Annotated in this window: 24 protein-coding genes; 8 read left to right on the top strand and 16 right to left on the bottom strand. The window is 68.2% G+C overall.

Features of this window, described 5'->3' with window-relative positions; genetic code table 11:
* Positions 1–2: 2 nt before the first annotated feature.
* The 5 genes from PV646_RS04535 to PV646_RS04555 all read right to left on the bottom strand — a co-directional run bounded on the left by PV646_RS04535 (position 3) and on the right by PV646_RS04555 (position 3,095).
* On the bottom strand, positions 3–557 hold the full coding sequence (locus tag PV646_RS04535; protein ID WP_500340181.1) for a F0F1 ATP synthase subunit B: 555 nt from the start codon (positions 555–557) through the stop codon (positions 3–5).
* A gap of 29 nt (positions 558–586) precedes the next feature.
* Positions 587–847: an ATP synthase subunit C-like protein gene (locus PV646_RS04540; RefSeq protein ID WP_500340182.1), complete on the bottom strand. Its 261-nt coding sequence runs from the start codon at positions 845–847 to the stop codon at positions 587–589.
* 67 nt (positions 848–914) lie between these two features.
* Positions 915–1,691, bottom strand: a complete 777-nt coding sequence (atpB, locus tag PV646_RS04545) for a F0F1 ATP synthase subunit A (RefSeq protein ID WP_500340183.1) — start codon at positions 1,689–1,691, stop codon at positions 915–917.
* 149 nt (positions 1,692–1,840) lie between these two features.
* Entirely contained in the window at positions 1,841–2,287 is a 447-nt protein-coding gene (locus PV646_RS04550) for a Cg1360 family ATP-synthase-associated protein (protein ID WP_500340184.1), read from the bottom strand.
* A 49-nt stretch (positions 2,288–2,336) separates the two neighbouring features.
* Positions 2,337–3,095: an AfsR/SARP family transcriptional regulator gene (locus PV646_RS04555; protein ID WP_500340185.1), complete on the bottom strand. Its 759-nt coding sequence runs from the start codon at positions 3,093–3,095 to the stop codon at positions 2,337–2,339.
* A 128-nt stretch (positions 3,096–3,223) separates the two neighbouring features.
* On the opposite strand from PV646_RS04555, the gene PV646_RS04560 reads away from it, so the two are divergent.
* Positions 3,224–3,610: a hypothetical protein gene (locus tag PV646_RS04560; RefSeq protein WP_500340186.1), complete on the top strand. Its 387-nt coding sequence runs from the start codon at positions 3,224–3,226 to the stop codon at positions 3,608–3,610.
* A gap of 9 nt (positions 3,611–3,619) precedes the next feature.
* On the opposite strand, the gene PV646_RS04565 is transcribed toward PV646_RS04560, so the two are convergent.
* Positions 3,620–4,762: a glycosyltransferase family 4 protein gene (locus PV646_RS04565; protein WP_189154032.1), complete on the bottom strand. Its 1,143-nt coding sequence runs from the start codon at positions 4,760–4,762 to the stop codon at positions 3,620–3,622.
* Between the two features lie 81 nt (positions 4,763–4,843).
* Positions 4,844–5,494, bottom strand: coding sequence for an L-threonylcarbamoyladenylate synthase (locus PV646_RS04570; RefSeq protein WP_500340187.1), 651 nt, complete (start codon positions 5,492–5,494; stop codon positions 4,844–4,846).
* Between the two features lie 221 nt (positions 5,495–5,715).
* Here PV646_RS04570 and PV646_RS04575 point away from each other — a divergent pair, with 221 nt between their 5' ends.
* The 6 genes from PV646_RS04575 to PV646_RS04600 all read left to right on the top strand — a co-directional run bounded on the left by PV646_RS04575 (position 5,716) and on the right by PV646_RS04600 (position 11,202).
* On the top strand, positions 5,716–6,159 hold the full coding sequence (locus PV646_RS04575) for a type VII secretion target (protein WP_500340189.1): 444 nt from the start codon (positions 5,716–5,718) through the stop codon (positions 6,157–6,159).
* Complete coding sequence (locus tag PV646_RS04580) at positions 6,160–6,687, top strand: DUF3558 family protein (RefSeq protein WP_500340190.1); 528 nt, start codon at positions 6,160–6,162, stop codon at positions 6,685–6,687.
* 22 nt (positions 6,688–6,709) lie between these two features.
* Positions 6,710–7,948, top strand: coding sequence for a hypothetical protein (locus PV646_RS04585; protein WP_500340191.1), 1,239 nt, complete (start codon positions 6,710–6,712; stop codon positions 7,946–7,948).
* Positions 7,945–8,694 (top strand): ESX secretion-associated protein EspG, encoded by a 750-nt coding sequence (locus PV646_RS04590; RefSeq protein WP_500340192.1) that lies wholly within the window; start codon positions 7,945–7,947, stop codon positions 8,692–8,694. Before PV646_RS04585 ends, PV646_RS04590 begins: the two co-directional genes overlap by 4 nt.
* A gap of 508 nt (positions 8,695–9,202) precedes the next feature.
* A complete protein-coding gene (locus PV646_RS04595) occupies positions 9,203–10,882 on the top strand; it encodes an AbeC-like domain-containing protein (RefSeq protein WP_500340193.1) in 1,680 nt (559 codons plus the stop codon).
* Positions 10,879–11,202, top strand: coding sequence for a hypothetical protein (locus tag PV646_RS04600; RefSeq protein ID WP_500340194.1), 324 nt, complete (start codon positions 10,879–10,881; stop codon positions 11,200–11,202). Before PV646_RS04595 ends, PV646_RS04600 begins: the two co-directional genes overlap by 4 nt.
* 3 nt (positions 11,203–11,205) lie before the next feature.
* Here PV646_RS04600 and prmC read toward each other — a convergent pair whose 3' ends face one another.
* From prmC to rpmE, 5 genes are all read right to left on the bottom strand, one after another.
* Positions 11,206–12,075 (bottom strand): peptide chain release factor N(5)-glutamine methyltransferase, encoded by an 870-nt coding sequence (gene prmC / locus PV646_RS04605; protein ID WP_500340195.1) that lies wholly within the window; start codon positions 12,073–12,075, stop codon positions 11,206–11,208.
* Positions 12,076–12,090: 15 nt separating this feature from the next.
* Positions 12,091–13,476: a dihydrolipoyl dehydrogenase gene (gene lpdA / locus PV646_RS04610; protein ID WP_500340197.1), complete on the bottom strand. Its 1,386-nt coding sequence runs from the start codon at positions 13,474–13,476 to the stop codon at positions 12,091–12,093.
* Between the two features lie 11 nt (positions 13,477–13,487).
* The gene (locus PV646_RS04615) at positions 13,488–14,696 is read right to left on the bottom strand and encodes an acyl-CoA thioester hydrolase/BAAT C-terminal domain-containing protein (protein ID WP_500340198.1); all 1,209 of its coding nucleotides are present in this window, start codon (positions 14,694–14,696) and stop codon (positions 13,488–13,490) included.
* Positions 14,697–14,718: 22 nt separating this feature from the next.
* Positions 14,719–15,783, bottom strand: coding sequence for a peptide chain release factor 1 (gene prfA, locus PV646_RS04620; protein ID WP_500340200.1), 1,065 nt, complete (start codon positions 15,781–15,783; stop codon positions 14,719–14,721).
* Positions 15,784–15,871: 88 nt separating this feature from the next.
* Positions 15,872–16,084, bottom strand: a complete 213-nt coding sequence (gene rpmE, locus PV646_RS04625; protein WP_191301393.1) for a 50S ribosomal protein L31 — start codon at positions 16,082–16,084, stop codon at positions 15,872–15,874.
* Positions 16,085–16,351: 267 nt separating this feature from the next.
* Between rpmE and PV646_RS04630 the strand changes: the two genes are divergently transcribed.
* Positions 16,352–16,711, top strand: a complete 360-nt coding sequence (locus PV646_RS04630) for a hypothetical protein (RefSeq protein WP_500340201.1) — start codon at positions 16,352–16,354, stop codon at positions 16,709–16,711.
* 573 nt (positions 16,712–17,284) lie between these two features.
* On the opposite strand, the gene rho is transcribed toward PV646_RS04630, so the two are convergent.
* The 4 genes from rho to PV646_RS04650 all read right to left on the bottom strand — a co-directional run bounded on the left by rho (position 17,285) and on the right by PV646_RS04650 (position 22,858).
* A complete protein-coding gene (gene rho, locus PV646_RS04635; protein WP_500340202.1) occupies positions 17,285–19,348 on the bottom strand; it encodes a transcription termination factor Rho in 2,064 nt (687 codons plus the stop codon).
* A gap of 317 nt (positions 19,349–19,665) precedes the next feature.
* Complete coding sequence (gene thrB / locus PV646_RS04640; protein ID WP_500340203.1) at positions 19,666–20,520, bottom strand: homoserine kinase; 855 nt, start codon at positions 20,518–20,520, stop codon at positions 19,666–19,668.
* Positions 20,517–21,569: a threonine synthase gene (thrC, locus tag PV646_RS04645; RefSeq protein ID WP_500340205.1), complete on the bottom strand. Its 1,053-nt coding sequence runs from the start codon at positions 21,567–21,569 to the stop codon at positions 20,517–20,519. The genes thrB and thrC overlap by 4 nt, the downstream gene beginning before the upstream one ends.
* Positions 21,566–22,858 (bottom strand): homoserine dehydrogenase, encoded by a 1,293-nt coding sequence (locus PV646_RS04650; protein WP_500340206.1) that lies wholly within the window; start codon positions 22,856–22,858, stop codon positions 21,566–21,568. The genes thrC and PV646_RS04650 overlap by 4 nt, the downstream gene beginning before the upstream one ends.

Genomic DNA, 22,858 nt, shown 5'->3' on the forward strand with positions numbered 1-22,858 from the left:
CTCTACTTGCTCGCCGGCGCCGCGACGGCGTCCAGCTCGTTGAGGAAGCGGTCGACGGTGCCACGGCGGCGGGAGTCGTCCTCGAGGGACTCGCCCACGACCTTGCTCGCCAGCTCGACGGCGGTGCGGCCGAGGTCGGCGCGCAGCTCCGCGACGATCTGGGCGCGCTGGGCGTCCAGCTGGTGCTGGCCCTGCGCGACGATGCGCGCGGACTCGGCCTGCGCCTGCTCGCGCAGCTCCTCGACGATCTGCAGGCCCTCGGCCCGAGCGTCGTCACGGATGCGCGCGGCCTCGGCGCGAGCCTCGGCCAGCTGCTCCTTGTACTGCTCGAGAGCACGCTGAGCCTCGGCCTGAGCCTGCTCCGCCTTCTCGATGCCACCCTCGATCTTGGCCGTCCGCTCCTCGTACAACGCCTCGAAGCGCGGTGAGACGAACTTCTTGACCACGAAGAGGAGGAGCAGGAACGCGACGAGACCGAGGATGATCTCCGAGGTGTGCGGAAGGACCGGGTTGACCTTCGCAGGGTCCTCCGCGGCCACGATCAGAGCGTGGAACACGACGTCTCCTAACGCGTTGAAGGGTTAGGTCAGGCGCCGGTCGCGGCAGTCGCGATGAAGTACACGACGAAGCCGATCAGCGCGAGGACCTCGACGATGGCGAAGGTGGTCCACGCGAGGCTGAGCAGCACGCCGCGGGCCTCGGGCTGGCGGGCGGTGCCGCTGATGACCGAGGAGAAGATCAGGCCGACACCGATGCCGGGGCCGATCGCGGCGAGGCCGTAACCGATGGCCGCAAGACCCGGGTTGATGTTTCCGTCGAAGGCCTGGGCGATCTGGAGAGCGCTCACTGTTGCTGTTCCCTTTCCAACTCGGCCCGCGAGTGTTCGCGGATCGGAGGCTTTGTGGTGCTTTTACTCAGTGCTCTTCTGCCAGCGCCATGCCGATGTAGCTGGCAGACAGCAGCGCGAAGATGTAGGCCTGCAGGCACATGATCAGTGCCTCCAGGAAGGTCAGCGCGATGGCGAAGGCGAAGGACACCGGCGCCACGATGACGGTGATCCCGCCGTTGAGCAGCAGGAACTCACCGGCCAGGGTGAAGACCAGCAGCAGGAGGTGACCCGCGAACATGGCGGCGAAAACTCGGATCGCCAGCGTGAGCGGGTTCAGGATGAACTTCTGGAAGAACTCGATCGGAATCAGCAGCGGGAGCACGAACCACGGCGCGCCCGGCGGAATCGTCTGGTGCTTCAAGTAGCCCACGAAGCCGTGCCGCTTGAACCCGACGAAGTGGTACACGGGGTAAACGACGAACAACGAAACGGCGAGCGGGAAGCCGATGTGCGACATCGTGGGGAACTGCACGATCGGGACGAGCCCGAACAGGTTGTTCACCAGGATGAAGCAGAAGATCGTGAGGATCAGCGGGATGAAGGGCTTGAAGTCCTTCGCGCCGATCTGCTCGCGGGCGATGTTGTTGCGCCCGAAGTCGTAAACCGACTCGGCGGCGAACTGGAACTTGCCCGGGATCACCTTCAGGTTCCGGGTGGCCACAATGAAGAAGAGGCCGATGATCACGATCGACAGCACCAGCAGGACCATCGGCTTCGTGACCGAGCCGAAGATCGGCGGGAGGAAGAAGTCCTTCACACCGGGAGCGACGAACTCGCCCCCCGAAGCCAGCAACTTGGTCACTGTGTTCCTTCCGGTTCTCCCGGCCGGCGTTCACTCCGCCGGGGGAATCGTCACGATCTGGACTTAACGTACCTTACGGTTCGCAAGCGACTGCCAGAGGCACCCCTGCTATCGGGTGTCCCTGGTCTGCGCGGACCATATCAGCAGGTCTAGGCGCCGTCGGAGGCGGGGACGACCATCTGGCTACGACTGCGCTTCGAGGCTCTGGCCTCCAGAAACGACGTCACGAGCACAGTCGCCACCAGGGTGATTCCAAGGGCCTTGGGTTCGAGCCACGACTGGTTGCGCAGCAGGATCACCGCGAGTAGCAGCACGAGCAGCTTGCCCATGAATCCGCCGAGCGCGGCGACCATCACGAACATCGGATCGAGGCTCGCCGTCTTGCTCATCAACAACAGCGTCGCGAGGCTGGAAACGATGGCGATCGCACCACCGATCAATGACCCGTAGAGACCAGCGGTCCCCCAGATCACAGTTGACACGGCCACACCGAGGACAAACGTGCCGAGCGCGGCCCACGCGGCCGCTCGGAACATTTCCCCGGCGAGCCGCTGGACGACCAGCTCGTGCGTGACGGCCTTGTCCGCGTCGCTCATGTCCCGAAGTGTAGGAACTCGCACACGAGGCTTTGCGGGCAGCCCCTCGTTAACGGCGGTTAAGCGGCCCCAAACAAGATGGCGAGCCAATTTCACGGCCGCACAGGATCTGATCGTTGAGCTCTGCCAGCCGCCGTCCGGGCCGCACACCCAACTCGTCGGCGAACATCCGGTGAACAACCCGGTAGACCTCCAAGGCATCCGCCGAACGCCCTCCCCGGTGCAGCGCCACCATCAGGAACTCCGCGAACCGCTCGCGCAAGGGGTGCAGCCGGGTCAGCGCACGCAGTTCGGGCACCAGTTCGCGGTGCGCGCCCAGCCCTATCTCCAGCTCCATCCGGCGCTCGACGGCGACGAGTCGTTCCTCGTCGAGCCGGTCAGCCTCGAACCGCATGCCTTCAGAAGTCACGTCAGCAAGCGCGGGCCCACGCCAGAGCGCCAGTGCCTCACGGAGATCACCGAGTTCGGTCCGGGCGTCGGGGTCGTGACGCGAGGCCAGGCTGCGGAACCTGTGCAGGTCGACCTGCTCTGCGTCCACGTCGATGCGGTAGCCCGTGCTGCTGCGCACGACAGAGCGACCGAACGACCCCAGTGCGTGCCTCAGGCGAACGACGTAGACCTGCAGGGTCGAATTCGCCCGCGATGGCGGCTCGTCCCAGATCCGCTCGACCAGCTCGCACTGCGACACCGGGTTCCCCGCGTCCAGCAGAAGCGCGGCGAGCAGGCCTCGCAGCTTGCTCGCGTTGAGCGTCACCGCGCCGTCGTCGATCGACAGCTCTCCGAGCAGACCGAAGCTGCAGCTATCCATGGTTGTCGTTCCCCCCAGTCGGTCAACCACGTCCGACGCTACTCCATTCGCCTACGTCACATGTAGGTGAATTGGCGCAACGGACAGTTAGCTTCGGTCACGTTGGCCACCACGATTCGGGGGATCCGATGAGCAAGTTTCGAACGATTTCCATCGCACTGACCGCCGCGACCTCGGCGTCATTGATGTTGGCGCCTGCCGCGCACGCGGACGAGAGCGGCATCAACGGCAGCATCGCGGTGAAGGCGACCGGCAGCGGCGGACACGTGCACCAGGTGCAGGGCAAGGTCACGTCGGTCGGCACGTACCTGGCGTTCGACGGCTACTTCCGGTTGTTCGGCCCGGACTACAGCGTGACCTCCGAGACGCGGCGATGGGGTCAGGGCAGCGTCTACTACTACAACGTGGACCGCGACTACGCCGATGGGCAGAAGCACTGCGCGGAGGGGTGGATGAAGAAGGACGACGGCACCTTCGAACTGATCGGCCGCCCGTGCGTCGAGAACCCGATCTGACCTGTTCCCTCAGGACTTGCTGCGGGCGTCCCGCAGCCGGGGAATCACCGAGACCACGAACGTCACGATCAACCCGATGACGAAGCACGTGGCCACGATGATCGGGTCGAACAGCGTGAGAGCGACCGCGCCGAACGCCAGGACGCCCGCCCACAAGTAGATGAGCAGGACGGCACGGCGCTGCGAGTGCCCGATCTCCAGCAACCGGTGGTGCAGGTGCATCTTGTCCGGGGAGAACGGGCTCTCGCCGCGGCGGGTGCGGCGGATGATGGCCATCAGCAGGTCGAGCAGCGGCACGAACAGCACCGCGGCGACCACGATCAGCGGCGAGAGCAGACCGAGCAGGTCGGCCGCGCTGCCGGTGGACTGGTTGATCTTGCCGGACGCGCTGGTGGTGGCGGCGGCGAGCATGAGGCCGATGAGCATGGAGCCCGAGTCGCCCATGAAGATGCGCGCGGGGTTGAAGTTGTGCGGCAGGAAGCCCAGGCACGCGCCCGCGAGCACGGCGGCGATCAGGGCCGGCGGGTAGGCCTCGACGGCTCCCTGGCGTTCGACGAGCAGGCCGATCGAGAACGCGGCCGTGGCGGCGGCGGCGATGAGGCCGATGCCGGCGGCGAGTCCGTCGAGGCCGTCGACGAAGTTCATCGCGTTGATCATGGTGACCGCGAGCAGCACGGTCAGGAGCGCGCCCTGGTTCTGGTCGAGCGAGATGGTCGCGCCGCCGTCCCACGGCACCCACGCGATCATCCACTGCAGACCGAACAACACGAGGATGCCCGCCGCCGTGACCTGGCCCGCGAGTTTGGTGAGCGAGTCGAGTTCGAACCTGTCGTCGATCGCGCCCACGAGCACGATGACGCCGCCCGCGACGATGACGCCCCACGGGTCGTTGGAGAAGTCGAACGCCGCCCGCAGCACCGGCAACTGGTGCGCCACGAACATGCCGGCCAGCACGCCGCCGTAGATGGCGACACCGCCCATGCGAGGCATCGGCTGCACGTGCACGTCCCGTTGCCGCGGGTAGGCCACCGCCCCGAGCCGGAACGCCATCGCGCGCACCAGGCCCACGAGCAGGAACGTCACGACGGCAGCGATCAACGCGACGAGCAGGTACTCGCGCACGGGAAGGACGAACGAGGATGCGGGCCCCACGGGCCTACCAATCAATCGGGGGTGTTCGGGGTGCTCACCACGGTACTCGCGGCGACCATGATCAATTCTGGCAGCCGCAAGCTACCGCGCGACCTCGACCTCGATGCCGAGCACCTCGTTGACGTCTTCCTTGGTGACCGCGCCTTCGCGCAGGATCAGCGCGTCGGGCCCGGTGAGGTCGACGATGGTGGAGGCGACGTTCTCGCCGCTGAGCCCCCCGTCGAGGTACACGGGCACGGAATCCCCGAGCTGGTCACGAGCCTCCTGCGCACTGGACGCGGGCGCGTGCCCGGTCCTGTTCGCGCTGGACACGGCCATCGGCCCGACGTCGCGCAGGAGTTCGAGCGCAACGGGGTGCAACGGCATGCGCAACATGACGGTGCCGCGCGTCTGCCCCAGGTCCCACGCCAGGCTCGGCGCGTGCGGCAACACGATGCTCAACCCACCGGGCCAGAACGCCTCGATGAGAGCCCGCGCCTGCCGGGGCACGCTGAGAACCAGCCCGTCGATGGTGGTCCAGGACCCGACCAGCACGGGCACGGGCATGTCGGGCCCGCGCCCCTTGGCCTCGAGAAGACTCCGGACGGCTTCGGCGTCGAACGCATCGCAGCCGATCCCGTAGACGGTGTCGGTGGGCAGGACGACGAGGCGTCCGCTCCGCACCGCGCCGGCGGCGGCGGCAAGTCCGGCCGCGCGGTTGTCGGGTTCGCTGCAGTCGTAGACCGTGCTCACCTCGGTGAGCCTAGCCAGCCTTCCCGACCGGGTGACGCAGAGCCCGCCTTGTCACCACCGGGAACCTGTGTCTCCGTTCTCACTTGGAGCACCCGAAGGCTCCCCGACCAGGCAATGTTTTGTCTCAAACGGGTTGGGTTGTTCAACGCATCCCCCAAATGGACGCGCAACTGTAGGGTCATGGGTCGACCACAGAGCGCAATGGGGGAGGTCGAGCTTCTGTGTCCGAGGAAGTGGTGACGAGCGGCAAGGTCGGCAGCTTCGCCGACAGAGCGTCCGGGGGCGCTTGGGACAGCATCTTCAGCGGTGGCTTGAGCGCTGTCATGGACGCGGGCAGGGCTGTCGCGGTGGCCGTGGAGACGCAGCAACTGTCCGTCGACCCGCAACTGGTCGACGCAATGATCAAAAAGTTGACGGCGATGAAGGACGAGCTTGAAAAGGTCGGCCTGCGATCGTTGGAGCTGAGCCAGGAAACCAAGCTCGGCGGGGGATACGCCGAGGCGATCAGTCAAGGCAACAGGGCGTTCGGAACTGCCGCACGGCAGTCTCTCGTGGACCTGGCCACGGCGATCGACGAACTCAAGACGCAGATCGAGAAGAGCCGCGCGTCGTACTCGAACGCCGACCACGCGAGTGCCGACTCGCTCAAGAAACTTGGGAAGTAGATGAAGCGCCTCCTCATTGCCACGACGATCGGCTTGAGCGTCCTCGCTGCCGGCTGCACCGGCACGACTGGCACCCCCACACCGACGTCCGGTGGCACCACCACGACCAGCGAGTCCGCCTCAGGGCTGGAAGTGGTGGCTCAAAAGCCCTGTGAACTGCTGACGGAGACCGAGGTGACGAGCCTCGGCATCAAGTCCGCAGGCGAGGCGGCGAAGGTCGGTACCGCAGAGGGCTGCGATTGGAACGAAAGCGGCAAGGGCGGGCTCCGGGTGGGCATCCGCACGAGTTCCGGGCTCAAGGACCTGAGTCCCGGCGGCGAGAGTTCGCCGACCAAGGTCGGGAAGTACGACGCGATCAAGGTCGAGGCACCGGACGGCGCCCGAGGCGCGTGCACCTATCTGATCGCAGTCAGCGAGTCGTCATCGGTGTCGATCATCGGAAGCCTCGGCCTCACCTCGACGGACACCGCGGCCGCATGTCAGCGCGCGTCCAAAGCCGCTGACCTGATCGCACCGAAACTGCCCTAACGACGCCCGAGGGGGGATTCTCATGGCACCCGTCGTCAAACCCGCTGTTCCCACGCCGAACGCGCACTATCCGGGCCAGCAGCACGAGCAGATGAAGGCGCAGGTCACCCAGAACTACGTCCCGGACACGGCGACAGCGGTCAGCGACACCTGGAAAACGATCGGCAGCACCTTCAAGGATCTGGCCACCGACTTCGGGATCCTGGTGAACGGTTCTCAGGATGCTTGGCAAGGGCGGGCCGCGGAAGGGGTCCGGGCTGCTCTGGGCAAGGTGGGGACCTTCTCGGAACAGACCGGCGACGCCTTCATGCGGACCTCGGATGCCATTGCGCAGCAACGGGATGCGGCCGTCCAGGCGAATCGCAGCATGCCCGAGCCGGTCAAGTTCAGCCCCATGGACACGTTGAAGAAGTTCGCGGTCCCCGCGGTCATCTTCCCGCCGGCCATGGTCGGCGCGCCCTTCGAGATGATGGCCCAGCACAGCGCGCAGCAAGAGGCCAAGGCCGAAGCCGTCCAGGTCATGCAGACGCGTGACAACACGATGATGGCCGCCGCGATGTCCATGCCCGCCATGGAGTCCACGCCGCAGGTCACGCAGGACCAGGGCGTCACGCAGACGAGCAGCAGCACGAGTTCGCAGAGCTTGAGCAACGTCAACGCCAACCAGCACTTCAGCAACAACTCGGGCGTGCCGTCGATGCCTTCGAGTTCCAACAACGGCAACGGCACCACCAACACCGCGTGGACCGCGCCTCAGGTCAAGGACCCGTCGCTGCAGCCCGGTGGCAACAACAACCAGAACAACCCCGGCGGTCAGAATCGGCCGCCGTTCACACCGCCCGGGATGCTCCCTCCCGGCATGCGGCCGCCCGGTGGCGGCCAGAACGGCAGGCCCGGCGGTGGCGGACCGGGCATGCGTCCCGGCGGCGGCCCCGGAGGTGGCGGTGCCGGTGGCGGCCGCGGCATGGGGCCCGGCGGCATGGCCGGCGTGGGCGGCTCCGGTCGTGGCATGGGCAGCTTCGGGCCCGCCACTCCCGGTGGCAGCGCGGGTGTCGCGGGCGGTCCCGGTGGCGCAGCGGGTACGGCCGCTGGTGCGGCGGGTCGTGGTGGCGCGGGTGCCGGTGGCATGGGCGCCGGGGGTGGCGCCGGTGCCGGCCAGGGTGGCGAGGAGGACAAGGAGCACAAGTCGAACTACCTCCTGCCCACTGACGAGTTCTTCGACGACGACCGCATGGTCGCGCCGCCGGTGATCGGCGGATGAGGCAGATCGCGCAGCTCTCCCTGCCCGCGTTCGAGGTCCTCTGGGAGGACCTGCGGGCGGGGAGCGTCCCCTACCCCTTCGAGGTCAGCCAGCACGGTGAGACGCTCGACGAGCGCGCTCGCGTCAAGACCGCCGTGCGCGCCGACCTCGAACGGCGCGGCCTCGCTCGGCGCGGACGGCCGGAGCCCGATCTCGAGGACGCGCTGAACCTGTTGGCGCGTCCCGATCTCCGCGTCGTCGCGCTGTGCACACCGGACGTGAACCAGCAGAAGCTGGTGCGCGCCAGCGTGGTGGCCCGTGGCGGTTACGCGGTGCTGGTGACGCAGGAGGAGGCCGGAATCACGCTGAACCTGCTGCAGCCCAACGAGATCGCCACGAGCCTGGCGAACGCCATGCCCTCGGGCAGGCCCGGTCCGGGCAAGCTCGTCACCGTCCCGGTCCAGGCTTTCGAAGGCCAGCAGCACCAGGACGGCTTCCGGCAGGCGGTCCGCAGGATGGAGAACGACGACGTCCGCGTCGCCAAGCAGATGCTGACCGGCCCCGCCATCGGCAACGGCCACTTCCTCGTGCAGATGGGCCAGGGCCGCGCCAGGCGGGACTTCCCGCCGGTCACCTGGATCGACACGCGGCAGGGCCGGTACTCCAACGTCGAGACCCGCAAGGGCTGGTTCACGATCGGCCCCGCCGACAACGCAGGCCTCGCACGGCACCTCGGTCAGGTACTGGCGATGACCAGCGAACGATGAGCCTGGAACAGAATTTTCCCCGACGGGAGCGGCGAACCACCAAGCCATCGCCCCGTCTGCGTGGCGATTTCGTCTGACCCGCGAGTGCGGCCAGGCAGGCGCACACGCGGTCACGCGCGAGGCGGCGGTTCCTCGAGCGCGTGACCGCGTGCCCTCCCCACGGCGAACATAGGACCGTTCAGCCTCAACGTGACGAAAGGTCGCGTTATTGGCCAGGATTTGTCCACACTTCACCCGGCGGACACGCCCGGAAGCAGCGACTCGGCGAGTGCGGCTGAGGAGAGCGCGATTTGCCCTCTTTCGGCGCATTGACAATAGGCAATTCCGCCACCTGCACCCCATTCCGATCAGGAACGACTATCGTGCCATCAGCAGAACCGAATTGAGTGTTGTTCGTTGTCTCACCATGTCCCTGACCAGCACAAACACAGAGTGCTTGATTCAATGACAGAAAGTAGACAGGACAATGTCAACTCCCGCGCCGACGAAGGGAAAGGATTCTCCCCGGTTGCGCGACGACACGACCCGCTTCCTCTGCGGAGCCGCTCACCGCGACGAGGAGTTCGCGGATTCCGCCATTCGCGAGTACCTCGTGGAGGCCACTCGGTCGATTCCGCGTTCGCCCGGCGTCAACTCCGGCGCGGTGTTGCGGGAGGCGGTGGCGGCGCGGACGCGGCGCAAGGTGCGCGACGCGGTGTTGCTGGTGCTGGCGGTGGTGGCGCTGTTCGCCGCGAGCGGGACGCTGCTCGTCGGGTGGCTGGTGGTGGCCGCGCTCGCCGCGCTCGGCACCGGGGCTCGGATGGCGTTCACGCGGCCGCGGCGGTCCACGCGGCGCGGGCCGGTCGTGCTCGGCTCGATCGCCGGCGCGATCGCGCTCTTCTTCGTGCTGTACAAGTTCATCGAAGAGCTCGACGCCAGCAGCAACTACTCCACCAGGTACTGCAGGCCCAGGTACGAGGACTGCGTGGAGGAGAGCAGCGGCGCCGGGATCGCGTTTTTGATCACCGCGATCGTGCTGATCTTCGCGGTGCTGTTCGCCGACCGGGTCGTGACCTGGCTGCTGGTGACGAAGAGCTTCCGGCGCGCCGGGTTCCGCACCAGCCGGGGCGAGCGGGAGCTGTGGCGAAACGAGTGGGCGTTCCGGGGGCTTGGGCACTCGAGCTACGCCGAAGCGCTCGCGCTCTACCCGATCGAGGGCAGCGACGAGCCTGACGACGCGGACGAGGCGCAGGTGATCGTCTACCACGGTTATCGCCCGTTCGTCGGCTCCGGCACGATGTTCGAACCGTGGTCCATGGCGCTGCCCCTCAAGCCCGCCGAGGGGAAGAGCGACGCGCCGTTGCCCGGGTTCGCCCTCCCCGAGCTCTACGACCGCATCACGAGCGAGCTGGTCAAGACCGGTCGTTCACCGTCGCTCTCACCGGGGCACCGGTTGCGGGACCTCAAGACCGGCGACCGCGTCGTCATCTCCTCGGTCGAGCTGATCGACCACATCGACGACGCCGAAGCGCGGATCGTGTTGCCCGACAAGGACCACTCGCCCGAGTCCGCGGTCGCCAGGTCCGTTGTGGACGATCTGATCGCCCGGCCGATGGAGTGGATGCGCTACTTCCGCTCGTTCCAGGTCGAGACGTGGGACCGCGACGTCGTCGTCTCGGCGTACCTGACGTTCGGGCTCGACGACGAGATGCTCTACGTCGAGTGGACGCCGTGCATCCTGCACCCGATCCACTCCGAGCACCGGACGATCGACGTGCTGCCGGAGCAGTCGCTGCGCCCGTTCGGCGACGCGATCGTCGACCTGCTGAAGTTCCCCGCCTCCATACCGAAGCGGTTCGCGACGGCGCTCGGCTGGATGACCCCGATCCACCAGGCGGAGGGCACGTACGTCGCGGAACGCTACGGCGCCAGCAACAGCCTCCGCGAACTCGCGAGCAGGAGCCAGGTCGACAACTACTTCCAGCTCACCGACGTCGAGCGCTACGTCAAGGTGCTGGAGTCACGGCTGCTGCGCACGCTCGGCGAGTTCCTGGAGAGCAAAGGCATCTCGGTCACCGAGTTCATGGAACAGGCCATGCAGGTGACGAGCAACAACGTGCACATCACCGGCCCGGTGATCTCCAGCAACATCGGCACGTCCGGCAAGGCACGCACGGGCAAGACGAGCGTCGGCAAGGGAAGCTCATGAACGAACGCGACTTCGAGATCCGTGGACCGGTCATCGGCAGCAACATCGGCACCAGTGGGCGCGCCAGGACCGGGGACGTCCACATCGGACACATCAGGGACGTGAGCACCGTGCTGCGGCTGCTCGACGAGTTGCGCGAGGACCTGAACGAGGCCCAGGCGCCCACGTCCACGATCGAGGCGGTGGACGACCTCCGCGCCGAAGCCCGCAAACCCCAGCCCAGCAAGGACGTCGCGGACCACCTGATGGACAAGCTGTCGGACCGGGGCCTCGGCGAGCAGGTGAAGGACCTGTCGAAGGCCTTCGACGCGTTGTTCTAGATCTCAGCCGACCTTGCGGGCGGTCGCGAACCGCGGCCGTCCCGCCAGGTCGAGATGATCGACGGCGTCCGTGAGCGACCGGCGTGCGGCCAGCAGCGCCGGCACGGACTCCCCCTGCGTGTCGTCGTGCTCGATGCCGATGGACCCACCGGGCTTCAGCCACCGCGCCGCCGCCCACACGACGTGCCGGATCACGTCCAGCCCGTCCGCGCCGGAGAACACCGCGTGGTGCGGATCGTGCACGCCGACCTCGGGCTGCACCGGCGTTCCCTCCGGCACGTAAGGCGGATTGCACACCACGAGGTCCACCTGACCGTCCAGATCGGACAGCAGCGACGGGTCGGTGGCGTCACCGGAGTGCAGCCGGATCGGCGTGTCCCCGGCGGCCACCCGCGCGTCGGCGTTGCGGCGCGTCCATGACAGCGCCTGCGGATCGATCTCCACGGCGTGCACCACCGCGTCGGGCCGGGCCGCCGCGATCGACAACGCCAGCGCGCCCGTTCCCGTGCAGAGGTCGACGACGACCGGCGAGGTGACCCCCGCCAGCGCCTTCAGGCCCCACTCCATCAGCAGCTCGGTCTCGGGCCGCGGCACGAACACCCCGGGCCCGACCTCGACGGAGATCGTGCCCATCGGCGCCCAGCCGAGGATGTGCTGCAACGGAATCCGCGAGGCCCGCACGCGGACCAGCTTGTGCAGCTGGTCGATCACGGTCGGATCGACCAGCGGGATGAGCGGCAGCCGCCCGCGCTCGACGCCGAGCACGTGCGCGGCCAGGTACTCCGCGTCGACGCGCGGACTGTCCACCCCCGCCTCGGCGAGGATCTTGGCCGCCTCGGAGACGGCGAGGCGGAGCGGCTGCCGGTTCATCATCGAAGTGAAGTTATCTCAGAAGTTGATCATGTGCCCGGCCAGGCCGTGCACCGCTTCCTTGACCGCCTCGGACAGCGTCGGGTGCGCGTGGACGTTGCGCGCGACCTCGTGGACGGTGAGGTCCCACTGCTGCGCCAGCGTGAGCTCGGGCAGCAGTTCGGTCGCCTCGGGGCCGATGATGTGGCCGCCGAGCAGCTCGCCGTGCTTGCCGTCGCTGATCAGCTTCACGAAGCCGCCGGGCTCCGCGAGGCCGTGCGCCTTGCCGTTCGCCGTGAACGGGAACTTCGAGACCTGGACGTCGTAGCCCTTCTCGCGCGCCTGCTTCTCCGTGTAGCCGAAGGAGGCGATCTGCGGCTGGCAGAACGTCGCCCGCGGGATCATCACGTAGTCGAGCTCCATCGTCTCGGCGCCCGCGATGGTCTCCGAGGCGATGATGCCCATGGACTCGGCGGTGTGCGCGAGCATCAGCTTCGCGGTGACGTCACCGATCGCGAAGATGTGCGGCACGGACGTGCGGCCGCGGCCGTCGATGTCGATGGCACCGCGGTCGGTCAGCTTCACGCCGGTGTTCTCGAGGCCGTAGCCCTCGACGCGCGGCACGAAACCGATGGCCTGCATGACCTTGTCGGTCTCGATGACCTCTTCCGCGCCGTTCTTCGAGACGGTGACGCGGACCTTCGGGCCCGACTCGTCGATCGACTCGACGCGGGTGCCGAGGCGCACGTCGACGCCCAGCTTCTTGTAGCGCTTGAACAGCTCGGCGGACACCTCTTCGTCCTCGAGCGGCACCATCCGGTCGAGGAATTCGACGATGGTGACCTTCACGCCGTAGTTGTGCATGACGTACGCGAACTCGACGCCGATCGCGCCCGCGCCGGCGATGACGATCGACTCGGGCAGGTCCTCGGTCATGATCTGCTCTTCGTACGTCACGACGCGGTCGGACTTCTGCGTGTTCGGCAGCATCCGGGTCGTGGCGCCCACGGCGATGATCGCGTGGCCGAAGGTGATGGTCTCGTCCCCGACCGTCAGCGTGTGGTCGTCGGTGAAGTTGGCCCACCCGTTGTACTCGGTGATGCCGTTCTTCTTCATCAGGAAGTGCACGCCCTTGACGCGCCCGTCCGCGACCTTGCGGCTGCGCTGCCACGCCGCGCTGTAGTCGAAGCTGACGGTGCCGTCGACCTTGATGCCGAACGTCTTCTGCTCGTGCGTGAAGATGTGCGCCAGCTCAGCGTTGCGAAGGAGTGCCTTCGACGGGATGCAGCCCACGTTCAGGCAGACACCGCCCCAGTACTTCTCCTCCACGATGGCGGTCTTCAGCCCGAGCTGAGCCGCACGGATCGCGGCGACGTAGCCGCCCGGACCCGCACCCACGACGACGACATCAAAGTGTGCGCTCATAAGCACACAACCTAGCTCCCGAGCTGCTCCCGCAAGAACTCAACCGTCCGTTTCCAGGCGTTCGCGCGGGCGTGCGCGGTGGCCTGCGGCGAACCACCACCCGAGAAGGTGACACCAGGCCCCGGATAGGTCACGTCGGTGGCCGGCCGGTGCGGCGGGCCCGCGATCAGGTGTCCTGCCTCGGGATACACGACGTGCTCGTACGGGAACGGGTGTTCGTGGTCCTTCAGCCGCCGCATCGCGACGTCGCTCAGCTCGGTGCTGGGCCAGCCGTCGTCCTGTCCGGACGAGATGAGCAACACACCGCCGACGATCCGTTCGACGGCGATCTCGGTGTCCTCGGGGATGCCGTCCTCGGTGCTGAAAGCGAGCCTGAGCGGCACCGGTTCGCCGTTGACGATCCTGGACCGCAGCTCGCCGCCGATCTCGTAGGGCAGGTACGGCAGCGGTTCGTCCTTGAGCGTCCAGGACGCGGCCTCGTGCGAGAGCTTCTGCAGCAGGTTGCGGCCGGGGCCGATGGCCTGCGTGACGACACCGCTGCCGACCACGCTGACGACTGCGCTGACCTGCGGGAACGTGGCGCCGACGAGGAGCGCCAGCTCACCTCCGCGCGACCCGCCGACAACGCCGATCTCGCCCGCGTGGTCCGAGAGGAAGTCGATGGCCTTGCCGAAGTACTCCAGCGGCACGTCGACGAGGTTCTCGGGCAGGCCCTTCAGTCCGAAGTAGCCGAGGGCGAGCGTGACGAACCCGTGCGCGGCCAGCAGCGCCGCGTCGGTCTCGTGGATGCCGCCCTCGGACCCTCCGAGCACGATGACGCCCGGTAGCTCGCCTCCGTCGTCCTCAGGGGCGAAGAGGGTGCCCACCAGGCCGCTCTCGCGGACTTCGAGCCGTTCGACGCCCTCGGGGACCTGCTGCCGTTCGAGGACTCGGTCTCCCACGCCCTCCACGGAGAGCACCGTGGGACCGGCCTTGCCGCCCGTGCGTTCCAACGACCAGAAGAGGCCCATCGGGTCTACGCCGCGATAGCTGCCGTCGAGCGGTGCGTGCCTGGTCAGGTCGACGACGCCACGGTCGTCCGCCTCGAAATCGGCGTGTGAGGAGCGATCACCCGTGGAGAGCTGCACGGTGATCGGCTGGCCGGGTTTCAGCCCGACGACGAGCACGTCGACCGCTTGGTCGAGGGGCGCTGTCTGCGGATTCACCAGGATCTCGGCCACAACGCGCCCCTCTCACGTCGGATTACCCGCCTGCGAGCCGTTCTGCCCGGTCAGCGGCGGCCAGTGCGTCGACCACCGCGTCCAGGTCACCGTCGAGGACCTGGTCCAGGTTATGCGCTTTGTACCCAACCCGGTGATCGGAGATGCGTGATTCGGGGAAGTTGTACGTCCGGACCCGCTCGCTGCGGTCGACGGTGCGGATCTGCGTGCGGCGCGCGTCCGACTGCTCCTGCGCCTTCTGCTCCTCGGCGAGGGCGATCAGGCGGCTCTGCAGCACCTGCATGGCGCGGGCCTTGTTCTGGAGCTGGCTGCGCTCGTTCTGGCAGGACGTGACGATGCCGGTGGGCAGGTGCGTGATGCGGACCGCGGAGTCGGTGGTGTTGACCGACTGACCGCCCTTGCCCGAGCTGCGGTAGACGTCGATCCGCAGGTCCTTCTCGTCGATCTCGACCGCGGCGGTCTCCTCGGTCTCCGGGAAGACGAGGACGCCGGCGGCGGACGTGTGGATGCGCCCCTGCGACTCGGTGACGGGCACGCGCTGCACGCGGTGCACGCCGCCCTCCCACTTCAGCCGGCTCCACACCCCGTCCGGGACCGCGCTCTTGGCCTTGATGGAGACCGTGACGTCCTTGAACCCGCCGAGGTCGGAGTCGGTGCCGTCGAGCATCTCGACCTTCCAGCCCTGACGCTCGGCATACCGCGTGTACATACGCAGTAGGTCCCCGGCGAACAGCGCGGATTCCTCGCCACCCTCACCGGACTTGATCTCCAGCAGCACGTCGTCGCCGTCGTGCGGGTCGCGCGGCAACAGCAGTTCGTTGAGCTTCTCCTCCAGCCTGGGGAGCTGCTCCTCGATCTGGTCGACCTCCTCCTGGAACGACCTGTCCTCGGCCGCGAGCTCCTTGGCCGCCTCCAGGTCGTTCCTGGCCTGCTCGATGTCCCTGGCCGTCTTCACGATCGGGCCGAGCGCCGCGTACCGCTTGCCGAGCTTGCGCGCTCCCACCTGGTCAGCGTGCACGGAGGGGTCGGCGAGCTTCTTCTCCAGCTCGTCGTACTCGGCGAGCAAGCTGTCCAGCGACTGCGACACGTCTCCTGCTTTCGGTTCGGGATTCCCTGGAAACGGCGACGGCGCCCGCCCCAGCCTCGTGAGGCCGGGTCGAGCGCCGTGAAAGCAGCTACTTGCTGCGCTTGCCGTAACGCGCCTCGAAGCGCGCGACGCGACCGCCGGTGTCCAGGATGCGCTGCTTGCCCGTGTAGAACGGGTGGCAGTTGGAGCACATTTCAACGCGAACCTCGGACGCCGAGGTGGTGCTGCGCGTGGTGAACGCGTTGCCGCAGCTGCAGGTCACTTCGGTGACCGTGTACTCGGGGTGGATGCCAGTCTTCAAGATCTTGTCCCTTTCAAGGATGGCCGCCGGGTCCCAGTTGGTGAACGGGTGAACCGGAGCCGGACTCGACCGTTTAGTTTGCCAGACCGTTCAACACGTGCAAAAACGCGGTTGTTCCCAGGGCCCCGCCGTGGGTTAGGTCACAGCCGCTCGACCTCTCTGGTAAGCCGTTCGGCGCAAGGTGTGGCCGTTCGGCCAGATGTGGGTGCGTGTTGTTGGTGGGTGTCCATCAGACTGTGTCGCGTGTTCTGCACCTCGGAGCGGCCCATGGACCAGCGCGCGTGGCTGGTCCTGCCGTTTGCGTTCGCCGCGGCGGTGTTTGGCCTGATGGGGGCCGCTGGACTGCTCACCGCCGCGTGGAGCACCGTGCCGTTGTCGCCTGTTGTGTCCGGGGCTGGGGTGGCTGTGGCTGCTGCCGTTTCCGGTGGGGTTCGGTGGCGGCGGGCCTGGCTTCGGTCGTTGCGGTGGGTCTGGCTGGGTGCGGTGCTGGTGCTCGGGGTTGTGGTCGGGGCGGTGGAGGTTCCCGCGTTGGCTGCGACCGTGGTGGGGGTGCCGGTGCTGTTGGGGCTGGTTTTTCAGTTGCTCGTGCAGAGTGACGAGAGTCGGCAGACCGCTGGGTGCCGGTAGTTCTTGGCGGCTGACGCGGGTGCTGTTGCGCGCGGGTGGTCACGTTCCAGCGGGGCTGGTCGCGTTCCTGGGGTTCGGTCGCCTTGCGAGGGTGGTCCCGCAGGTCCAGACGTATCAAGGGCTGGCGATTGGGGCTTGACCTCGAGCCTCTGGCGGGATGCATGACGGCCGGAAAAGGCCGGGCTGAAAAGCGCCCGGCCGTGCCCGAGAAGGTGGCATCCCGCCCACTCAAGGTAAAGCCCCAATCGCCAAGAGCGGGGCCTATCGCTACCCAGAGCACGAGGTTCACACGGCTCGCTCCGCATCGCCACGCCAGGCGCCGAAGGTGGTGGCCTGCGTTTGCGGCTTCCGGTTGGCACCACGCGCCGGACCTGCGTCCGTGGTTGCCCTGCGTTGGCGAGTGCGGTCGACAGCTCGCGCCGGGCTTCGTCCGAGGTTGCCTGCATTGGCGAGTGCGGGTGCCGCCGCGCGGGGGTCGTCTTGGCTGCTGCTGGTCTCGGCATTCGAGTGATGCGCATGAAAAAGCCCCCGCTGACCTGCAGCGGGGGCAATTTCACGTGAAACTTACACGCCTCAGTCCTGCTCGGCGCCTGGCGTCGTCTTCGCCACCTGCATCAGGAACTCGATGTTGGTGCGGGACTTGCGCAGCCGGTCCAGCAGGAGGTCGATGGCCTGCTGGCCGTCGAGGGCGTGGAGCACTCGGCGGAGCTTGTGCGTCACGGCCATCTCGTCCGGCGAGAGCAGGAGCTCTTCCTTGCGGGTGCCGGAGCTGTCGACGTCGACGGCCGGGAAGGTGCGCTTGTCGGCGATCTTGCGGTCGAGCTTGAGCTCGGCGTTGCCGGTGCCCTTGAACTCTTCGAAGATCACCGAGTCGCCGGCGGAGCCGGTTTCGACCAGGGCCGTCGCGATGACGGTGAGCGAGCCGCCGCCCTCGATGTTGCGGGCCGCACCCAGGAAGCGCTTCGGCGGGTACAGCGCCGTCGAGTCGACACCACCGGACAGGATTCGGCCGGAGGCCGGGGCTGCCAGGTTGTAGGCGCGGCCCAGGCGGGTGATCGAGTCGAGCAGCACGACGACGTCGTGGCCCATCTCGACCAGGCGCTTCGCCCGCTCGATCGCCAGTTCGGAGATCGTGGTGTGGTCCGACGGCGGACGGTCGAAGGTCGAGGCGATGACCTCGCCCTTCACCGAGCGCTGCATGTCGGTGACCTCTTCCGGACGCTCGTCCACCAGGACGACCATCAGGTGGCACTCGGGGTTGTTCGTCGTGATCGCGTTCGCGATCGACTGGAGCACCGAGGTCTTGCCGGCCTTCGGAGGCGACACGACGAGGGCGCGCTGGCCCTTGCCGATCGGCATCACCAGGTCGATGACACGGGTGGTGAGGATGTGCGGCTCGGTCTCCAGGCGCAGACGCTCGTTCGGGTAGAGCGGCGTCAGCTTGGTGAAGTCCGGGCGGTTGCGCGCCTCTTCCGGGTCCAGGCCGTTGATCTTGTCGACGCGGACCAGCGGGTTGAACTTCTGGCGCTGCTGCTCGCCGTCGCGCGGCTGGCGGACGGCGCCGGTGAGGGCGTCGCCACGGCGCAGGCCGTACTTGCGGACCAGCGAGAGCGAGACGTAGACGTCGTTCGAGCCGGCGAGGTAGCCGGAGGTGCGGACGAACGCGTAGTTCTCCAGCACGTCCAGGATGCCCGCGACCGGGAGCAGGACGTCGTCGTCGCGCACCTCGGTCTCACGGTCGCCACGGCCACCGCGGTCACCCTGCTCGTCGCCACGGCCACCGCGCCTGCGGCGGTCGCGGAAGCGGCCACGACGGCCGTCACCGTCGTCGTCGGACGGGCCGCCACCCTGGCGGTCTCCGCCACGGTCGCCGCGGTCGGAACGCTCGCCGCGGTCGCGGTTGCGGTCACGGCCGCCGCGCTCGTTGCGGTCGCCACGGTCCTGACGCTCGCCACGGTCGGAACGCTCACCACGGTCAGAGCGCTCGCCACGGTCGGAACGCTCGTTGCGGTCGCCACGGTCCTGACGCTCGCCGCGGTCGGCACGCTCAGCGCGCTCACCACGGTCGGAGCGCTCGGCACGCTCGGGGCGTTCGCCCCGCTCAGGGCGCTCGGAACGCTGCTGCTGCTCCTGCTGCGGCTGACCCTCGCCCTCGGCGTTGCCGCCGCCACGGCCGGAACGGCGGCGACGGTTTCCACGGCGCCCCCCGTCCTCGGACGAGCGGGAGTCGTCAGACGCGGCAGGCTCGGCAGTGGGCTTCTCCGCTACCTCGAGCTGCTGCTGAACAGGCTTCTCAACGGCCTTTTCCGCCTTGGCAACGGCCGGCTTCTCAGCAGGGGCCTCGGCCTTCGCGGCACCTTTCTCGGCCACCCTGGCAGCGGGCTTCTCGGCCTTCGCCGGGGCTCCGGAGCCCTGCTTCTCCTTGATGGCCGCGATCAGGTCGCCCTTGCGCAGGCCTGCGGTTCCGGTGATGCCCATTTGGCCGGCGAGCTCGCGCAGTTCAGCGAGCACCATGCCGGACAGACCCGCGCGGCGGCGCGGCGTCGTGCCGTTCGATGGGGTGGACAGAGCGTTCTCCTCGGCTCCAGAACCAGCGGCAGCTGCGACTTCGCTGCTCAGCAAATCGGTGTTGGTCACACAAGTCCTTCCTGACCAGGCCCCGCCTCCTACGCGGCCCAGCGGACCCGCCTTCCCACTTCAGCGGGGAACGGCGGTCAAGTCCGATGAAGACGGAAGCACGACGGCTTCCCTCGAGCACGGGACTTTTCTCAGATCACGGCGATCGGGTGCCTCTTTGCGTCCGCCCCGCCCGCACGGCACAGAGCCGGAACACAAAAGGATTGCGACCCGGAACGAGTGTCCGGGCGCGACACCGGCGCCCGTGCGCGCAGTGACTGATCGCCCCCGAGGGTAGACGCCGGTCCCCCCGCATGCAACAACCGGGGTCGGGCGTGTCAGTCCAATGGACGAACGCGCACGCCGGCGGCGTCGACGTCGAGTCTGCGCACGTCGAAGCCGTGCGTGTCGACCTCGGCCGGAAGATCACCGAAGGCGATCACGGTGGGTCCCGCTCCGCTCACGCAGGCGGGAACTCCGAGCTTGCGAAGATCGTTGATCACCCGAACGGTTTCCGGCCATGCGGGCTCTCGGTAGTTCTGGTGGAGTCGATCCTCAGTCGCGGCAAGGAGAACCGTCGGGTCGACGGTCAGCGCGTGTACCGCGAGGGCGGCCCGCCCGGCGGCGTGCGCGGCGTCCGCGTGCGGCACTTCGGCCGGAAGCAGACCGCGTGTCGTCTTGGTGGACGACTCCTGCGACGGGATGAGGACGACCGGGCGCACGCGTGCGTCGGCGTCCATCCGCACGGCGCGGTAGCGCTCTCCTTCGGACCACGCAACGACAACGCCGCCGAACAACGAAGCCGCGGCGTTGTCCGCGTGCCCCTCGAATTCGGCGGCGATTTGCAACGCGTCCGTGTCCACCTCGCGACCCGACAGGGTGAATCCGGCTACGACGCCCGCCACGATCGCGGCGGCCGACGAGCCCAGTCCCCGTGCGTGCGGGATGGTGTTGCGGCACCTCAGGGCCAGACCACCGGTGTAGCCGGTGGCGCGGATGGCCCGCACGACGAGATGGGTCTCGTCGAGCGGGACATCGCCGGATCCGGCACCGTCGACGGTGATCGAGAGGCCCTCGACACCCTCGCCGCCGGCCACCTCCACGTCGTCGTACATGCCGAGCGCCATGCCCAGCGCGTCGAACCCCGAACCGAGGTTCGCGGTCGACGCGGGGACGGAGACGAGGAACTTCACGCCAGCTCCAGGGCGTGCGCGACGGCGCCGGGGTCGACCGGGACCGGCTCGACCTCGGTGGTGCCGAGCAGCGCGGTGTCGGGGTCCTTCAGACCGTGACCGGTGACGGTGCACACAACCGTGGACCCGCGAGGCAGCCTGCCGTCCTCGGCGGTCATCAGCAGACCGGCGATGGACGCGGCCGACGCCGGCTCGACGAAGATGCCCTCGGACGACGCCAGCAGGCGGTACGCGGCGAGGATCTGCTCGTCGGTGACGGCGTCGATCAGGCCTCCGGACTCGTCGCGGGCCTTGATCGCACCCGTCCACGACGCCGGCGACCCGATCCGGATGGCGGTCGCGATGGTCTCCGGGTTCGGCACCGGCTGACCGGACACCAGCGGAGCGGCGCCTGCGGCCTGGAACCCGAACATCTTCGGCAGGCCCTTGTCGTACGACGTGTAGCCCTTCCAGTACGCGGTGATGTTGCCCGCGTTGCCGACCGGGAGGCAGTGCACGTCCGGCGCCTGGCCGAGCACGTCGCAGACCTCCCACGCGGCGGTCTGCTGGCCGACGAGGCGCACCGGGTTGACCGAGTTCACCAGCGTGACCGGGTACTCGGCGGCGGTCTTGGACGCCAGCTCCAGGCAGTCGTCGAAGTTGCCGTCGATCTGCAGGATCTTCGCGCCGTGCATGACGGCCTGCGCGAGCTTGCCCATCGCGATCTTGCCGCTGGGCACCAGCACGGCCGCCGTCAGGCCCGCCTTGGCCGCGTAGGCCGCGGCCGACGCCGACGTGTTACCGGTGGAAGCGCAGATGACCGCCTTCAGGCCGGAGGCGAGCGCGTACGTCATGGCCACGGTCATGCCGCGGTCCTTGAACGAGCCCGTGGGGTTCGCGCCCTCGACCTTGACCCAGACGTCGGAGCCGGTGGCCGCGGACAGGCGGCGAGCGTGCACCAGCGGCGTGCCGCCCTCGTGCAGCGTCACGACCTCGGCACCCTCGGGGATCTCGATGCGGTCCCGGTAGGCGTTGATGAGCCCGGGCCAGCCCGCTCTTGAGGCGTTCACTCTTCGCCCTCCACCCTCATGACGCTGACGACGTCCCGCACCACGGGGAGGCCACCGATTTTGTCCACAGTGGACCGCAGCGCGGCGTCGGTCGCCGCGTGCGTGACGATCACCAGGCTGGCGTCCTCGATCCGGCCTTCCTGGCGGACAGCGGCGATGCTGACGTCGTGCTCGGCGAACACCGCGGCGACCTGCGAGAGGACACCGGGCTTGTCCGCCACGTCGAGGCTGATGTGGTAGCGGGTGGGCGTGTTCCCCATGGGCTGCGCGGACAGCGCGGCGTAGGCCGACTCGCGCGGGCCGTGCCCGCTCGCGACCATGTTGCGCGCCACGGCGACCAGGTCGCCGACGACCGCGCTCGCCGTGGGGGCGCCACCGGCACCCTGCCCGTAGAACATCATCTCCCCCGCCGCGTCGGCCTCGACGAACACCGCGTTGAACGCGCCGTTGACCGAAGCCAGCGGATGCGTCCTGGGGATCATGGCCGGGTGCACTCGAACGGCGACTGATTCCTGGCCGGACGGGCTCACCACGCGCTCGCAGATCGCGAGCAGCTTCACCGTGCGGCCGAGGCCCTTGGCCGCCGCGATGTCCGCCGCGGACACCGAACGGATGCCCTCGCGGTACACGTCCGACGCCGTCACTCGCGTGTGGAACGCAAGGGACGCAAGGATCGCGGCCTTCGACGCGGCGTCGAACCCGTCCACGTCCGCGGTCGGGTCGGCCTCGGCGTAACCGAGGCGCGAGGCCTCCTCGAGCGTCTCGCCGTAGCCCGCGCCCGTGGCGTCCATCGCGGACAGGATGAAGTTCGTCGTGCCGTTCACGATGCCCATGACGCGCGTGATCCGGTCTCCCGCAAGGGATTCCCGCAACGGGCGCAGCAACGGGATCGCGCCGGCGACGGCGGCCTCGAAGTAGAGGTCCGCCCCGGACGCGTCGGCCGCCTCGAACAGGTCCGACCCGTGCTCGGCCAGCAGCGCCTTGTTCGCCGTGACAACGGACTTGCCGCCCCGCAGCGCCTCCAGCAGCAGGCCTCGCGTCGGATCGATCCCGCCGATGACCTCGACGACCACGTCCACGTCGTCCGACTTCACGAGCGCCTCGGCGTCCGTGGTGAGCAGGTGCTCCGGCACCTCGCGGTGCTTGTTCGGCCTGCGCACGGCGATGCCGACGATCTCCACCGGCGCGCCGATGCGCTGCGTGAGGTCCTCGGCCTGGTCCGTCAGCAGCCGGACTACCTCCGTGCCCACCGTGCCGCACCCCAGCAACGCGACGCGAATAGGTTTCAC

Source organism: Streptomyces sp. ID05-26A (assembly GCF_033794685.1).
Taxonomy (GTDB): Bacteria; Actinomycetota; Actinomycetes; order Mycobacteriales; family Pseudonocardiaceae; genus Lentzea.

Bases quoted from the DNA above. Each gene is read 5' to 3' on its own strand.
- PV646_RS04600 (WP_500340194.1), top strand. From the start codon at position 10,879: ATGAACGAACGCGACTTCGAGATCCGTGGACCGGTCATCGGCAGCAAC.
- PV646_RS04585 (WP_500340191.1), top strand. From the start codon at position 6,710: ATGGCACCCGTCGTCAAACCCGCTGTTCCCACGCCGAACGCGCACTAT.
- PV646_RS04555 (WP_500340185.1), bottom strand. From the start codon at position 3,095: ATGGATAGCTGCAGCTTCGGTCTGCTCGGAGAGCTGTCGATCGACGAC.
- prmC (WP_500340195.1), bottom strand. From the start codon at position 12,075: ATGATGAACCGGCAGCCGCTCCGCCTCGCCGTCTCCGAGGCGGCCAAG.
- PV646_RS04590 (WP_500340192.1), top strand. From the start codon at position 7,945: ATGAGGCAGATCGCGCAGCTCTCCCTGCCCGCGTTCGAGGTCCTCTGG.
- PV646_RS04550 (WP_500340184.1), bottom strand. From the start codon at position 2,287: ATGAGCGACGCGGACAAGGCCGTCACGCACGAGCTGGTCGTCCAGCGG.
- PV646_RS04580 (WP_500340190.1), top strand. From the start codon at position 6,160: ATGAAGCGCCTCCTCATTGCCACGACGATCGGCTTGAGCGTCCTCGCT.
- PV646_RS04560 (WP_500340186.1), top strand. From the start codon at position 3,224: ATGAGCAAGTTTCGAACGATTTCCATCGCACTGACCGCCGCGACCTCG.
- PV646_RS04630 (WP_500340201.1), top strand. From the start codon at position 16,352: ATGGACCAGCGCGCGTGGCTGGTCCTGCCGTTTGCGTTCGCCGCGGCG.
- lpdA (WP_500340197.1), bottom strand. From the start codon at position 13,476: ATGAGCGCACACTTTGATGTCGTCGTCGTGGGTGCGGGTCCGGGCGGC.